Below are 15,881 nucleotides of genomic sequence, written 5' to 3' on the forward strand. Positions count from 1 at the left end.
TAAATAGAACTAGTCCAAAGTATATTAATAATTTATTTTTTAAATGGGTGCCCAGCAAAGCGAGCATGTTCCCCTAATGTCTCCTCTATTCTTAGCAGCTGGTTGTATTTAGCTGTTCTGTCTGTTCTTGAAACTGACCCTGTTTTTATCTGGCCAGCATTCAAGGCTACTGCTAAATCAGCTATTGTACTATCTTCTGTCTCGCCTGATCGATGAGAAATAATATTTTGGTAACCATGCTTCTTTGCTAAATTCACAGTGTCTAAGGTTTCACTCAAGGTACCAACTTGGTTCATTTTAATAAGTACTGCATTAGCAATATTTTGCTCTATTCCTTTAGCAAGCCGCTTGGTATTGGTTACAAATAAGTCGTCTCCTACTAATTGTACTTTTGATCCAATAGCTTGAGTCAGTTGATGCCAGCCCTCCCAATCGTCTTCTGCCATACCATCTTCGATAGATATAATAGGATATTTTTGCACCCAATTTTTCCAAAAATCTACTAATTCCGTTGAAGTAAGTTTTATACCAGTCGACTTTTTAAAGTGATAAACTTCTTTTTCCGCTTGGTAAAATTCAGTACTTGCAGCATCTAAGGCTATACTTATATCTTCTCCAGGTTGATAGCCTGCTTTTTCAATGGCTTGTAGAATAAATTCCATAGCTGCCTCATTAGAAGGAAGATTCGATGCATACCCACCTTCATCACCAACATTTGTAGAGAGCCCTTTCTCTTTTAAGATGCGGCCTAGCTGATGAAACACTTCTACTCCCATACGCAAAGCCTCTGCAAAGGAGTTGGCCTTGATAGGCATAACCATAAATTCTTGGATATCCACATTGTTATCTGCATGGGCTCCACCGTTAAATATGTTGATCATAGGTGTAGGCAAAATATATGCATTGAGGCCACCTATATATTGATATAAAGGGATATTTAGTGACATAGCAGCTGCTTTAGCTACAGCTATAGAAGTACCTAATATAGCATTGGCTCCCAAACGAGCTTTATTAAGAGTGCCATCGAGCTCTATAAGCAAAGTATCTATGGCTTGTTGATTAAAAACAGATCTGCCTATTAGCACAGGTGCTATTATCTCCTTCACATGTTTGATTGCTTTTTGCACCCCTTTTCCTAAATAAACAGCACTATCTTTATCGCGTAGTTCCATAGCTTCGTGCAGGCCTGTAGAAGCTCCTGAAGGTACAGCAGCCCTTCCTACAAACCCTTGCTCGGTACAAACATCTACTTCAATAGTTGGATTACCTCTAGAATCAAGAATTTGGCGTGCATATACGCTTTTAATAATACTCATACATCCTTATTTAACTAGCATGCAATATACGATTTTTTGAAGACTTTTAGGATTATTGCCAATTAGGATAAGCGCTTATCTATATAATGGGAACAGTAACGCATTATAGTAGAAAACCAATGCAGGCGAGTAAATTAAAATTTATATCATAGATATTTAAGCCCTAACACACATACTGCGAGTACCAACCAATTCACAAAAGATTTGTATTAAGCTTTTGTATACTTTATAAAGTATGCAAATTGGCTGGTATACTTCTTCCTTCTTATAGGTTAGTGCAATGTAATAGGCATAATCAAAAGTAAAATATCTTCTCCCTCTTCTTGGTCATTAGGAATGATGACTGCTGCTTTGTTGGGTTGTGAAAAATGGAAGTTTACTTCATCAGCTTGGAGGTTGTTGAGCATCTCAATCAAAGATTTGGCATTGAAGCCAATTTCTAAACTAGCATCTCCTACATATTCACAACTCAATTGCTCTTTAGCTTTATTGTCAAAATTAAAGTCTTCAGCTAAGATTTCTAAATTTTGCTCTCCTAGCGTAAACTTTACTTGATGTGTAATTTTATTGGTATATATAATAATACGTTTTAAAGATGTTAATAATGCCATCCGATTAATACGTAATTTATGAGGGTTATTTTTAGGAATTACATTTTCATAATCCGGATACCTTTCATCAATTAACCTAGATACCATTCTAACATTAGCTATTTTAAAATGAACATTATTGCTACCAAAACTTATTTCAACCTCTTGTTTATCGGTAGGGAGTAATCCGTTCAGTAACATTAAAGTTTTACGAGGCAGAATAAAAGGAGCTTGTTCTGCAGCAGTTATATTATTTCTTGTATATCGAATTAAGCGATGTATATCAGTAGCCACAAAGGTAAATGCATCTTCTTTGAAATTCATATACATGCCATTGATAGCTGGTTTAAGTTCATCGTGGCTTGTAGCAATAATAGTTTGCTGAATAGCTCTTTTTAATATATCGGCAGGTAATTGAATAGAAGTTTTTGCAGCTACTTCAGGTATCTGTGGAAAATCAGTAGCATTTTCACCAGCCAGGTTATATTGCCCGGTATCCGATTTAATAGATATGCTATATACACTTTCATCTATATAAAAGCTAATAGGCTGTTCAGGTAAATTTTTAAGAGTGTCTAATAAAATGCGAGCAGGTACAGCAACAGAAGTCTCACCTTTTACGTCTAGCTCTAGCTCTGTAATAATAGAGGTTTGTAAGTCAGAAGCGGTAATTTTTAGTTTACCATTGGTAATCTCAAATAAGAAGTTTTCTAAAATAGGTATAAGCGGGTTACTGACCACTGCTCCATACAAAGCCACTAGATGTTTATATAAGGTAGAAGATGATATTGAAAATTTCATAGCATGTATAGTTTATAACTTTAAAAACTCTGCTCAGTTTCTTTCATTAGCTCGCCAGTAGTATTTAAAAGCTTAATCAGCTGAGCAAATTATAGCACCAAAAATTTATCGGATAACCATTTGTTAATAACCAATAAACCTTATGTCGATTCCCATTAAGTATTTGAGTTTACAAATATTACAAGAAAAATAAATTTCTACCAAATTAAATGATAGTAATAAAAAATTCTATATAGCTTACTAAATATTGGACCAACAAGCAGTTCTAACCAAAGTTACGCTGCCCAATTTTAAAGACAGATCGCATATTAATATTTCCCGTTATCATCCATAGATTATTTGTAACTAACGGTCTTGCTTTAAGAAAGTTCTATTTCTTCATTTTGCTTATTAATAAACTTATATTCTGTAATGCCTAGCGAAGAATCTTCAGCCAAGTTAATCCACTTTTTATATTTAAGTAACCATTTCAATCGCCTAGAGAAAAAGCCAGCTGTAAAATAGGCATATAGGTAAGGATGTACAAAGAGAGTTATACTCTCCTCATTTTGAGTGGTAAGTAGAAGCTGTATGCTTTTCTCAATTTGGTCAGCTATTAAAATAGAAGGAGATATTTTACCAGTTCCATCACATGTAGGACACTGTTCTTGTGTAATTAGGTTGGTAACAGGCCTTACTCTCTGGCGAGTTATTTGCATCAAGCCGAATTTAGAAAGAGGAAGTACTGTAACTTTAGAGCGGTCTTCGCTCATGTACTCCTTCATAGCTTGATAGATTTTACGTTTGTTCTCTGGATCCCTAATATCAATAAAGTCAATCACAATAATCCCTCCCATATCCCTTAATCGCAATTGGCGAGCTATCTCTTTAGCAGCCGCTAAATTGATACTCAATGCCATTTCTTCATGATCCTTTTCTATCGCACTATTTCCACTATTGACATCGATAACATGCATTGCCTCTGTATGCTCAATAATTAAATACCCCCCTCCTTCAATGCTTACTGTTTGTCCAAAAAGTAGCTTTAACTGTTTCTCTATACCAAGATGCTCGAATAATTTTACCTTTCCTTGATACTGCTTAACTATTTTTTCTTTTTCTGGAGCAATTGTCTTAATGTATTGCTTTAACTCACTATAAGCCGTAGGATCATCTATCAGGATATTATCAAATTTTTCACTGAGCATATCCCTTAAAATAGAAGAGGCTCTATTGATCTCTCCTATGACCTTATCTCTAGGAACAGCATGACTAAGTGCTTTTATACCAGCCTCCCACTTTTCTAAAAGTTCTTTTAGATCTTGTACTAGCTTGGCTACTTCTTTTCCTTCTGCTGCAGTCCTAATAATAAGTCCAAAATTTGCAGGTTTTATAGAAGAAACAAGCCTTAATAACCTTTGCCGTTCCTCACTGTTCGTAATTCTTTTAGAAACATTAACTGTTTGATTAACAGGAACGAGAATCATGTATCTGCCTGCTAAGGCTAATTCTGCAGACAGACGAGGACCTTTATTAGAAATAGGTTCTTTAGCAATCTGTACAAGAATAGGCTGATTCTTATGGATTACATCTGAAACTTTCCCCAACTTATCTATAGGTGGCTCTAAGGTAAAGTCATTGAGTTTATAGTCTTTAACTTGCCCATTGATGGCCAGTTGTGTAAATTTTGAAATAGAGTAAAATTGAGGTCCTAAATCGGAATAGTGAAGAAACGCAACTTTTTTGTAACCTATATCTACAAAGCTAGCATTGAGGTTATGGGCTAGTTTCTTAACAGTTCCTAAGTAAATATCACCAACAGTAAATTTAGTATCTTTCTCCTCGGTTTGATACTCAATAAGCGCCCCATCTTTCAGAAAAGCTATCCGAAAGCCATCTTGTACAGCACTAATAACTAATTCTAGAGCCAATCTTTTTACTGTTTATATTTTTATAAATAACTAGTTAAGAAACTTCACAGATTAATAGGAATAAAACCTATACATGCATCATCAAGAATTACTTCTTCTTATGCCTATTCAAACGTAGTCTTTTTTTCCGTTTATGAGTAGCTATTTTATGTCGTTTTCTTTTTCTACCACAGGGCATTTGCTAAAAAATTTTATAGTTTGTATAATTAGTATCTACATAAACATAACCCTAAAATCTATTCTAAGTAGCATTGCGTGTATTATATACCACATCTAACTGCTAGCTAAAAAATTTTCAATCTTATAGGTTTATTATAGGTGTGCTAAGTTAATACTTTTTGCTTTATTATACATTATTTTTTATCCTGATCTTTTCATTATTTCAGCTAATAAGGGCCGGTATTCAAAAATTATCAAATACATTTCAATAATCTTTGAAATCCTATTACTCTATCCTAAGCCTTAACAACGCCTTTAACTTTATTCACAAAATCTTTAGAAATTTTTAATGTGGGCACATAATGCTCATCAATCACCATCGCCGTATTATCGGTTAAATTTCTTGCTATTTTTTTAGAGCGTTTCTTATTAAAAAACTTACCGAATCCCTTAAAATGTACAGATTTACCATCTACCATGGCTTGCTGGACAACTTGAAAAAATGATTCAACTACAACTTGTACATCTGATTTATTGATTCCAGTTTTTGTAGCAATTTCAGTAACAACTTCTGCTTTGTTCATCTTAATATCCTTATATTTAAAATTATTGAAGGTCGTAAAACTTTATTGTAGATAACTATACAATTTTGGCAAAAATAAACAAAAGTATGGTTGCTAAACAATACAATAAGGAGATTATCTAAAATAAAAATTATCATTATATCGTTTGAAAACATTTTTATCAGGTTTACAAAGTCCTAATGTAGATCTACTTACTAATTACTTTGCCATAAAGCTTATCGAATGGTACCAACACCATCATCGAGCTTTACCTTGGCGTGAAACAAAAGATCCTTACAAAATCTGGCTTTCGGAAATTATTTTACAGCAGACCAGGGTGGCACAAGGACTTCCGTATTATCAACGTTTTATTGAGAACTATCCTACTATACACGATCTAGCATCAGCTAGTGAAACAGCCATATTAAGGGTATGGCAGGGATTAGGGTATTATACAAGAGCTAGAAATTTACATGCCTGCGCACGTACAATAGTAACACAATTTCAGGGTAAATTTCCTAACAACTACAAAGCATTATTATCTTTACCAGGTATAGGTGTTTATACAGCTGCAGCCATTGCTTCTATTGCTTTTAAAGAGCCTATTCCGGTAATAGATGGTAATGTATATCGAGTTTTAGCAAGAATATTTGACATAGAAACAGCCATCAATAGTACTAAAGGCAAACATATTTTCAACCAACTAGCCCAAACACTAATTTCTAAAACTGCGCCAGATATATATAATCAAGCCATCATGGAATTTGGAGCCATACAGTGTACTCCTTTAAAGCCCCTATGTAATACTTGTATATTTAAGATGGATTGCTCAGCATTTCTTGCCAATAAACAGCATCTATTACCTGTTAAAGAAGCCAAAGTAAAGATTAAACAACGTTTTTTTCATTATCTATGCATCCAACTAGATGATGACCAATTATTTATGAAAAGTAGAAAGCCAGGAGACATTTGGACAGGCTTATATGATTTTTACTTAGTAGAAGAAAGCGAACGTAAAGAGTTTGATCAATTAGAAGATGAACTAGTACAATTGATAAAAAAACACCAACTCTATATCGAAAAGGTTCCTACAGTTTATAAGCATATACTTACTCATAGGGTACTTTATGCATCATTTTTTAAAATCATTGTTACAAAAGCCTTTTTGGCAGATGCCAAAATTCTATTGGAAGATAGCCTTACTGATACCTTTTCCATAGAAGCCACTAAATTCCTACCGAAACCTAAACTAATCTGCAATTTTTTAGAAGAATATTTATATATTTAAAACCTATCTTATCAATTTTTTATTTCTAACCTTTAACTAAAAAATTAAAGTATGTCAGGCGTTAATCGAGTTATTTTATTAGGTAATTTAGGTAAAGATCCTGAAATAAGGCATTTAGAGAATGGTAGGGCAAGAGTTTCTTTTACACTAGCTACGAACGAGTTTTACAAAAACAAAGAGGGTGAAAAAGTAACTAGTACAGAGTGGCATAATGTAGTGCTTTGGTCACCTTTAGCTGAAATTGCAGAGAAATATTTGACCAAGGGCAAACAAGTCTATATAGAGGGTAAGCTAACAAATAGATCTTATACTGATAAAGACGGACAGGCTAAATATATTACAGAGGTGGTGGGGCAGAATTTAGTTTTGTTAGGAAGTAAGGAGAGTGAGGTATCAGATATAAAAGAAAGAGAAAGTTTTAGCATTGTAGAAGACGAAGCAGCAGATGATCTGCCATTTTAATTTCTTTAGCCTAAATGAGTCTGTTATAGAGAGTATTTCCTCTGCAGAATATTAGTTTGGAAAAACAAACATTACATCAATGATTTAGCATATATTATTGTATTAGAGTTAATCTACTCTTTCAACAATCTCTATCTAAGGGCACTATACTCACTATGTATATGTATAGTGCCTTTAATACATTTATTATTGTAATTATTATCTTAAATTATTTGTACACTTTTACGTATATACTAAAAGACATTGTTTTTAGAACAAAAACGGCCTTATATAAGCATGTAAATGTAAGTAAGTAACTACCTACCATAAATCCTATATATCAAACATAAAATAAAGTACAGATTTATCAGTTGGCTGGTTAACTGAATATGTATTTTATATATATTCAGTTAAAATGTATAGGGTATACGTGTATAATTATTCCACGACAATAAAATCTTTCCGTAAAATTGAATAATAAGTATGTTTGCTGTTCTATTTAAGTAAAAGGTACCTTATAGTATAGTTCAATAGACCTGCTGCGAAAGAGGTTGATAAAGAGAGTAGAAAAGGTTAAAATGTAATCCTTGTTATATACTAAAAGGAATAAGTATGCATTTAACCTACACCAGAATAAGCAAGTACCCATACAATTTTAGAAGAATAACTGGATTGAGGCTAGAAACATTTGATAAATTAGTTTTAAAAGTAAGGCCTCTCTTTGAAGAGCTAGAATCGAGTAAGCTGCGCCATGGTAGGATGAGTCATTTACCTACCTTGGAAGATAAATTGCTCTGTGTACTCATGTATTATCGCACTTATATTAGCCATGTGTTTTTAGGCTATTTGTTTAACTTACACAACTCTAACATATGCCGCTTGTTAAGAAAAATGGAGCCATTACTAGCTAAGAAGATTAGCATTAAAAAAGATCGCAGCTTAACCTCAGAAAAGGTATTGCGCATATTAGCAGATGTGAGTGAACAGCCTACGCAAAGACCTAGTAAAAAGCAAAAGAAATCATATTCAGGCAAGAAAAAGAGACATACTATAAAAACAGAGATAGTGATGGGAGAAGATGGAAAAATACTCTCTGTATCCAAATCTCATAAAGGAAAAGTGCATGACTTTAAAATCCGTAAAGGAGAAAAACTCTTACCTAAAGAAAGCTTAAAGCTAGCAGATAGTGATTTCTATGATAAAAGCAACCTTTAAAAAATTATCAGTTTACTTTTATCCATAACCTCCTTAAGCTACTTGTTTATACTCATGCATTTTTCCATCTCTAACACAAGCAAACACCTTAAGTAGTATTTTATTTCTTATAGCATTAATAACACTCATCTTATTTTTTCCTTGTTTTACTTTTTTCTCATAATACTCCTTCATTTCAACATTATTTCTAATTGAACTTAAGGCACACATGTGTAAGGAAGTTTTTAAAGTTTTATTGGCCATCGGATGTACTTTAGTTCTTCCTCTAATGCTACTTCCTGAACTATATTCGAAAGGAGCTACTCCAGCATAACAAGCTAATTGTTTAGCATTATCAAATCGCTTAAAATTATGAGTATAAATCATCAGATGAATAGCTGTTACAAAGCCTACTCCAGGTACAGAACGTATGATCTGATACTTGTTTTCTAATTCCTTTTGTTGCTGAATAATCTGTTTTATCTTATCCTCTATTGCTCTTATTTCTTTCTCCAGGCTAGCTAAAGTTTGTTTAGAGGATTCTTCTAACATAGTTGCATTTTTTTTCAACCCAGTCTCTCTAAGTTCTTTAATAGGTGCTAGCAAGGCTACTCTAGCTTGGATTAAACGTTCTCTAAGAGCAGATAAATCATCTATTTGTTGCAAAGACTCATCTTTAGTTGAGAATTGGCGAGCTTTATCTTGATTCCTAAAAGCGTAAAAACAAATTCTTTGAGCATCTATTTGATCACTTTTACCTCTTTGTACTCCATTGCTCCATTTAATGGAAGTAGCGTTTTCTACCCATATGAAAGCTTGGTGGCTTTGAAGAAAACTTACCAAAGACCGATGGTAGATTCCGGTGTTTTCTAGGCATACAAGGATTTGTTCAATTGGAGCCTTATGTTTTTTAAGCCAAGCTATCAAAGCTTGATAACCTTTTAAGTTATTAGTAAACTTATGGGATACAATAGAATCGTTGGCTTTATTTTGGCTCAATGCTACATCAATCGTTTTTTTAGATATATCTATGCCAAGAATGTGGGTATATTGCATATAATTTACTAGTATTAAATGGTTTAACATGTATTAGCTAACACAATGCATGTTATTATTCAAACCCGTGATAATAAGCTTTAAGGCCTCAATTTCTATATGAATTTTAACCTGTAACTAACACAAGGGGGATTGTATCACAATATAGGCTTCAAAGCCTCGCTATCAAGTTAAAGTGCCCCCTTGTAGTGTGTTAGTTTTATTTATTTCAAAAATTATCTATCCATTCAAAAGTCTAACTTATGAGTATCTTCCAAGCTTTGCTCATGTGGACAACTTATAATTATAACAATTGATTTATATTATATCTATTATTATAGTGTTGTTATTTAAAGACTAAGACTAAGGTTTATATTAGCTATTAATTTACACTACAAGTCTAACGGGCTATCAAGGCTGGCAAAAACTACAGAGCAATGTCATGATTCCCTACAAAAAGAGCCGTAAGCGGCCATTAACCAAAGAGCAGAAAGAACATAACAGAAAGCTATCCTCCATACGTATGAAGGTGGAGCATAAGATAAGAGAGATCAAGGTGTTTAAGATTATGTCAGAAGTTTACCGTAACTTTGAGAACAAATATAACCTGCGCTTTAATATTATAGCGGGTATGATAAACTTCAAGCATGCTTTTTAACAAATAGCATCGCTACTGGCAAGATTCTCTCTCTGTTTTATTCAAATTCCTACTCTATTTTATCCCTTTCGCAGTAGGTCTATTAGATCCGCTACGAAACACTGAATAGCTAGAATTGCTAAATCTTTAGAGTAAAAAATTACTATTTTACAAAACAAAAAACGGTGTACGCGCTCGAGAGTCTACCAATACTAGAAATACGTTACTTTAAGTACAAAGAAGCACTTGGTTGCTAAGGATAAAACTCAAAGCAACTATAAAATCAACCATATACTAACCATCAACAATAGTTTTTATAGCTAGTTGCCAAATAAAATATGCATTTTTGGCTCATTTTAAAAGTAGCAGATCCGTGAAAGCGTACAAGTTTGTTTAGCAGTGGGCCTATTTTTATTTTACAGAAGTATATAACTTACATACATACTTAATTATGTACAATTGCCTTGTTACGTTGGCTATGCCAGAATAGTTCACGCCATCTATTAAAGCTTTTTATATATACAAAACTAAGACCACCAAAAACGGACTTAGAAATATTAGACATACCTGTATCCGTTTCAGAACCAGATGGGGAAATGTGTAATTTTACCCTAAACCTATTGTCACTGGTAAGTCCATACTCCATAGACCAATCTCCTACCATATTTGCAAAATCCATTTCCTTGCCTGTATCAAAGTTAATTTTACTTTCTCTAGAAATAATTAGCCTACCTGCCAATAAGTTATAGGAAAGCTTGACAGGTAAGCTTGTAGTTTTCTCCTGATTCAGCTCTTCTAAAACAATATCAGTATCTATTTCTAAATTCTCATCTAGTTGTTCTGCTATTATACTACTAAGCTGCTGTGAGAATATTTCACCTACACTCCTTTTTATAGTATCATTTCCCAAGTTACCCATATTTGTTGAAAAGAAGGTTCTTAACATAACTAAGCTAAAAACCTGTTTTTCTAAGTAATTCCTGTCTGATGCAGCTTTCTCTTTAAAAGTATGGATAGCTTCTTGTAAATCTGGGTTGTCTGGAGGTTTAGGAAACTCAACATTAAAACGAATATCGGGATCTGACAGTGTACCCTCAAGTGTTAATAATACATTTACAGGATATTTTTTCTTATCTTTTGTACCTTGCTCATTTTTTTCTAAAAGCGGAGTGAGCGTCGCCCGCTGGCTATAAGATGCTCTCACATGGAGCATTCCATCATAAGGCTTATCGATCCAAGTAATGGTACTTCCTTCTAAAATTTTAAATTTTCTTTTAACCACTTTATAAACTGAAAAGTTATAGGTCCCTTCTACTAGCTCATAATTTCCTGTTATATTAAGATTACCTTCTAAGTCTGATTTAATAGCTAGTAATCCTTTGCCTTTACTTTGAATAGTATCTCCATCCTTTCGATTAAGGATAATTTCTGCCCAAACATCTGGAGTTATTTCCAAGTTCATATCTAAGCTCAATCCTTTAATGCGTACAGAAGGAAGAGCCTCTACAGTATTCTTTTTACAGGTCTTAAGGTCTACAAAACGAATGTAGCTTTCTTGTCCAACTTTTTTGTTGTACTTCTGGATAGGAATAACAAGATTGGAACCTTTTTGGGTAACAGCATTAGCAGTTATCATAATATTATCTACCATGCCTGTAAAAGCTACATTTCCACTTACTATACCTTTACCATAGAAATATTCATTATCTTCATATTTAGCATTGAGAACGATCAACCTACTTACATCACCCATTAAATTTAAAGAAAAGTCTTTAAAATAATTATGACATATTTCTCCTCGTATATCTGCCTGACCATCTTGGTCATCCGTTAAAATCAATTTTTCAACCTTTATATTATTTCCAGAGCAGCTAACTTCTCCATATCCTTTATATAAAGTATTTAAATAATTAAATTTTAATGACATGTCTCTTACTGTGGCTTTTCCATCAAGAGAGGGTGCTTTAAGCGGTCCTTTAATATAAAACTTACCCTCCACTTCACCTTTAAGCTCCCCAAGCACCTTTGTAACAAAAGGTTCTACTAGCGCCAACTGCGCATGCGAAAATTCAGCTACCAGATCTAATCCTTGTGCTTTATCGTTATAAGTCCCAGTAACATGTATGATAGGCTTTTCTACTTGATTTAATTGGCATGCGACATTAATACCTTTATTATCATTATCCCATGTAGCCTTTGTACATAGATCACCCACTATTAAATCGCCTATAGTAATACCATGTATATTTATATTGCTACTAACCCTCGGACTTTCAGCAGTACCCATTATAATTAGTGTTCCATGAATATTACCATTCATCTTTCTATCTACAAAAGGTGTAAAGTTGTTTAAATCTAGATTAGTCAGGTTTATAATAAGCTTTTCAGGATTTATAGAAGAGTATTTCCCCTCTATACTAATCTGCTGTGCTTCATTAGAGAGAAGTATGTTATGAAATTTAATGTAGGACTGATGTATTGAAACAGTACTAGCGGGGTGCAACTCCCATTGTTTGCCAGCTATCCGCATAGCTGTATTATCAAGCCTAATATGTACTCCTTCATTATGTAAAACTGCTGTGCCTGCTAGATTTACTTGCAAATTACTATTTTCTTGCCCTATACTATTTTTAAAAGAAAATTGGTCATTAACCCAATTAATATCCAGCACAAAACTTTCTGTACTAGTATAGTCTTTCCACTGATGTTTATCAGATTTGAATTTATTAGTAGCTGCAACCAACGCACCATCTTTATTTTGTAACGCTGTTATATGCCATTCACTCCTTTGTAGCTGGTTATCTCCAAAAGCTAATGAGTCTACCTCATGCATATGAAATTCAAATTTTACTTCCTCCTGCTGTGAGAAAAATCCTTGAAAACTAGTGTTTGGGGCTACATATATATGAGGTACAACAACCTGTAGTATAGGATTTATGTCTTTTAAATACAGATGATATTTAAAATTATAAGGTTTTTCTGTATAAGAAGGAACGTATACTTTTGAGGTTAAAAGGCGTTGTTGGTAAGCATAAATAAATTCCTTGAGGTCCTGTACCAAAGAGGTATATTTAACAGCTCCTTCTGCTTGTACATCTAGCAAATCAGAATAAAGAGACAGCGTACTATGTCCATTCTTCTTACCATTGAGAAAATGTAACTGCTCTACATGTAGGGGCTTATCTTCTATCTCTAGTTGAATACGATTGAATGTGGCATCTGTAGTAAAATTATCCCAAGAATCTCCCTGTACAACTACATTTATTTCACTACTAAAATGTGTATGTTTATTTGTAAATTTTAATTTATCTAAGGCAACATCATTTAAAAATCCCTTTACTAATAATTCTTTCTGGGGTGTTTTCCAATCAAATTTAGTATCAAAATATGCCACTAAATTTGGATCATCTATTGATATATTACCTTTAAAAAAAAACTTTCCAAGCCTTCCGTTAGCACGAATATGCTCGTACTTATATCCCTGAAAGCCTAGCTGCTCTATGTGTGTTCTCAAATATAGGTTAGTAGCATCGGAGTTAATAGCTTGACCATTTATATATGCCCGCATTGTTAATTCCTGTAGCTCATCTATGCCTAGCAGTTTACCAATATTTAAAGATTGTGTATTAATATCTCCTTTACAAGCAAGCTCATGGGAAGCTTTATCAACAACTACTTCCATATCAGTAGTAATTCTGCCTATGTTAGTTATAAAGTTTCCCTTTGTTTTAAATTGATGTAAAGTACCTGATATATTACTTTGCACATTACAAAGTTGTATTCTTTGTAACATATGATGGTGCTCTTGTGCTATATGTGGAAGCAGATCAAAAGTATATAAACATCCTTTTTCTAAGTTCAAATCAAAACACATATTTTCGAAATCAGGCAACCCCTCTAACTTCATATTTCCACATAAATAGCTTTTATTTTCACCAAATTCTAGGTAAAAATCTTTTAGATAGAAATCATCTACCTTTCCTACCACACTACCTTTTAAAGTATAATCAATATTATGACCTTTAAAATAAGGTATAAAATGAGCTAGTTCTTTAGAAGCTAACTTGAGTTCTTCTAACTCAACATCAATATACCCTTGTTTCAGAATTTGAGACAATTCTGTTATGTTTTCATAGGAAAAACTTAAATTTCCTTTTAAGTAGCTATCATCTGTATTAATAATTAACTGATTAAACAGTGTTCCATAAGGTGTAACTTTAAACTGTGTATATAATTGATGTAGCCTTAAGTTTTGTATTGGATCATAGCCAGATAAACGCTGAAGCTCCCCAACTAAAGTATTGCCATAATAACCTAACTGGCTAACTTCAGCAGTAACCCCCTCTATTTTAAAGTGATAAGCATCAAACCCTGTTAATGTAGGTTGAACTGCCTGATCATCCATTAACATAGAGAAGTCTCTTAGAACAGTTTTTTTTACATTAAAACCTTGTATATCAATTGGCAAGCTTACAGAATTTGTGCTGCCTGGTGTTTCTAACCTTGATAATAAAGTTTGTATATTGAATTCTGTTTCTCCTTTAGCTTTGACTAGTCTCAAATCCCCACTCCCTACTTCTAAGTAATCTATTACTATACCTTCTCCTCTCAAAAGCCGCAAAGGATTTATACGCAACTTCAAATACTTAATAGCACATAATAATTGATTATTAGGATCTTTTACTAAAAAATCTGTAAGTAAAACTTTATGGAACCATTTTAATGAGAAATGCTGATGCTGTATATGAAAGTGCGTTTGTGCGTTTAACTTATTAAGTACTCTTTTAAATAATGTATTTTGTACTTGTGGTATATTTATAAATAATACAAAACTTATGATAATAGATAATACAAAGAATGCCAGCCATTTCAGGAAGGTGGCTATAAAATTTTTCTTTATCTTCGGTTTTTGATCAGTAGTACACAATGCAACAAAAAAATATAAATATATTAGCTATAGAGTCATCTTGTGATGAAACAGCTGCAGCTGTCATCTGTAATGAAAAGATAGCCAGCAATGTGATTGCTAGCCAATCTATTCACGAAATTTATGGAGGGGTTGTACCCGAACTAGCCTCCAGGGCTCATCAGCAAAAAATTGTTCCAATAGTAAGCCAAGCACTAAAAAGTGCAAACTTAACTAAGGAAGCATTGCATGCTGTAGCTTTTACAAGAGGCCCTGGTCTATTGGGAGCCCTGCTGATAGGAGCTTGCTTTGCCAAATCCTTAGCATTAGGCTTAGGTATACCGCTTGTAGCTGTACACCACATGCATGCGCATGTGCTTGCTAACTTTATAGAAGATCCCCAACCTACTTTTCCTTTTTTGTGCCTCACCATCAGTGGAGGACACACGCAACTGGTGCTTGTGAACAGTTATACATCTATGCAACTGATAGGACAAACACAAGATGACGCTGTAGGAGAAGCGTTCGATAAGATAGCTAAAATAATGAATTTTTCCTACCCTGGAGGACCTTTTATTGATCACTATGCTCAACAAGGAAATCCTCACAGGTTTGATTTCCCAACCACCATCATGCCGGGCCTCGACTTCTCATTTAGTGGTATAAAGACTGCCTTCTTATATTTTATACGTAACAATATACAAAAAAATTCTAATTTTATAGCTGAGTACCAAGCGGATATTTGTGCTAGTATTCAGCACACACTTATTAAAATGTTGCTTAGCAAAGTAAAGAAGGCTATGGCATACACTGGTCTTAATAAACTAGCATTGGCAGGCGGAGTAGCGGCTAACAAAGGCCTTAGACAAGCTATAAATCAAATGGCAGCAGAAAAAGGATGGCAACTTTTTATTCCTGCAACCGAATACTGCACAGATAATGCAGCTATGATAGCCATGGCAGCACATTATCAATACCTCGCAAACGATTTTGCTAATGTAAAGACCAATGTATTACCTAATATGCCTATATAAAATAAGC

General features: G+C 33.7%; 9 protein-coding genes and 2 pseudogenes. 5 read left to right on the top strand and 6 right to left on the bottom strand.

Annotated features, from left to right (window positions below; translation table 11 throughout):
* Window positions 1-32: 32 nt before the first annotated feature.
* From eno to AASI_RS00745, 4 genes are all read right to left on the bottom strand, one after another.
* On the bottom strand, window positions 33-1,316 hold the full coding sequence (gene eno, locus AASI_RS00730) for a phosphopyruvate hydratase (RefSeq protein ID WP_012472363.1): 1,284 nt from the start codon (window positions 1,314-1,316) through the stop codon (window positions 33-35).
* Window positions 1,317-1,588: 272 nt separating this feature from the next.
* Entirely contained in the window at window positions 1,589-2,707 is a 1,119-nt protein-coding gene (dnaN, locus tag AASI_RS00735) for a DNA polymerase III subunit beta (RefSeq protein WP_012472364.1), read from the bottom strand.
* Window positions 2,708-3,066: 359 nt separating this feature from the next.
* Window positions 3,067-4,617 carry an Rne/Rng family ribonuclease gene (locus AASI_RS00740; protein WP_012472365.1) on the bottom strand — a complete coding sequence of 517 codons (1,551 nt, stop codon included), beginning with the start codon at window positions 4,615-4,617 and terminating at the stop codon, window positions 3,067-3,069.
* 455 nt (window positions 4,618-5,072) lie between these two features.
* On the bottom strand, window positions 5,073-5,360 hold the full coding sequence (locus tag AASI_RS00745) for an HU family DNA-binding protein (protein ID WP_012472366.1): 288 nt from the start codon (window positions 5,358-5,360) through the stop codon (window positions 5,073-5,075).
* Window positions 5,361-5,505: 145 nt separating this feature from the next.
* Here AASI_RS00745 and mutY point away from each other — a divergent pair, with 145 nt between their 5' ends.
* The 3 genes and pseudogenes from mutY to AASI_RS00760 form a co-directional block, all read left to right on the top strand.
* Window positions 5,506-6,627 (top strand): A/G-specific adenine glycosylase, encoded by a 1,122-nt coding sequence (gene mutY, locus AASI_RS00750; RefSeq protein WP_012472367.1) that lies wholly within the window; start codon window positions 5,506-5,508, stop codon window positions 6,625-6,627.
* A gap of 51 nt (window positions 6,628-6,678) precedes the next feature.
* The gene (locus AASI_RS00755; protein WP_012472368.1) at window positions 6,679-7,089 is read left to right on the top strand and encodes a single-stranded DNA-binding protein; all 411 of its coding nucleotides are present in this window, start codon (window positions 6,679-6,681) and stop codon (window positions 7,087-7,089) included.
* A 591-nt stretch (window positions 7,090-7,680) separates the two neighbouring features.
* Window positions 7,681-8,262, top strand: a pseudogene (locus AASI_RS00760) (transposase family protein); the annotation flags it as partial.
* Between the two features lie 54 nt (window positions 8,263-8,316).
* Here the strand turns inward: AASI_RS00760 and AASI_RS00765 are convergent.
* A complete protein-coding gene (locus tag AASI_RS00765; RefSeq protein ID WP_012472370.1) occupies window positions 8,317-9,348 on the bottom strand; it encodes an IS110-like element ISCaa7 family transposase in 1,032 nt (343 codons plus the stop codon).
* A gap of 352 nt (window positions 9,349-9,700) precedes the next feature.
* Here AASI_RS00765 and AASI_RS00770 point away from each other — a divergent pair.
* Window positions 9,701-9,955 (top strand): annotated as a pseudogene (locus AASI_RS00770) (transposase family protein); the annotation flags it as partial.
* 424 nt (window positions 9,956-10,379) lie between these two features.
* On the opposite strand, the gene AASI_RS00775 reads toward AASI_RS00770, so the two are convergent.
* A complete protein-coding gene (locus AASI_RS00775; RefSeq protein ID WP_012472371.1) occupies window positions 10,380-14,861 on the bottom strand; it encodes a translocation/assembly module TamB domain-containing protein in 4,482 nt (1,493 codons plus the stop codon).
* Between AASI_RS00775 and tsaD the strand changes: the two genes are divergently transcribed.
* On the top strand, window positions 14,861-15,874 hold the full coding sequence (gene tsaD, locus AASI_RS00780) for a tRNA (adenosine(37)-N6)-threonylcarbamoyltransferase complex transferase subunit TsaD (RefSeq protein WP_012472372.1): 1,014 nt from the start codon (window positions 14,861-14,863) through the stop codon (window positions 15,872-15,874). The genes AASI_RS00775 and tsaD overlap by 1 nt on opposite strands.
* Window positions 15,875-15,881: the final 7 nt, after the last annotated feature.

This window comes from Candidatus Amoebophilus asiaticus 5a2, from assembly GCF_000020565.1.
Taxonomy (GTDB): Bacteria; Bacteroidota; Bacteroidia; order Cytophagales; family Amoebophilaceae; genus Amoebophilus; species Amoebophilus asiaticus.

What these genes read in the sequence shown, in the direction of transcription:
- eno (WP_012472363.1), bottom strand. Translation starts at nt 1,316, where the DNA reads ATGAGTATTATTAAAAGCGTATATGCACGCCAAATTCTTGATTCTAGA.
- dnaN (WP_012472364.1), bottom strand. Translation starts at nt 2,707, where the DNA reads ATGAAATTTTCAATATCATCTTCTACCTTATATAAACATCTAGTGGCT.
- AASI_RS00745 (WP_012472366.1), bottom strand. Translation starts at nt 5,360, where the DNA reads ATGAACAAAGCAGAAGTTGTTACTGAAATTGCTACAAAAACTGGAATC.
- AASI_RS00755 (WP_012472368.1), top strand. Translation starts at nt 6,679, where the DNA reads ATGTCAGGCGTTAATCGAGTTATTTTATTAGGTAATTTAGGTAAAGAT.
- AASI_RS00765 (WP_012472370.1), bottom strand. Translation starts at nt 9,348, where the DNA reads ATGTTAAACCATTTAATACTAGTAAATTATATGCAATATACCCACATT.
- tsaD (WP_012472372.1), top strand. Translation starts at nt 14,861, where the DNA reads ATGCAACAAAAAAATATAAATATATTAGCTATAGAGTCATCTTGTGAT.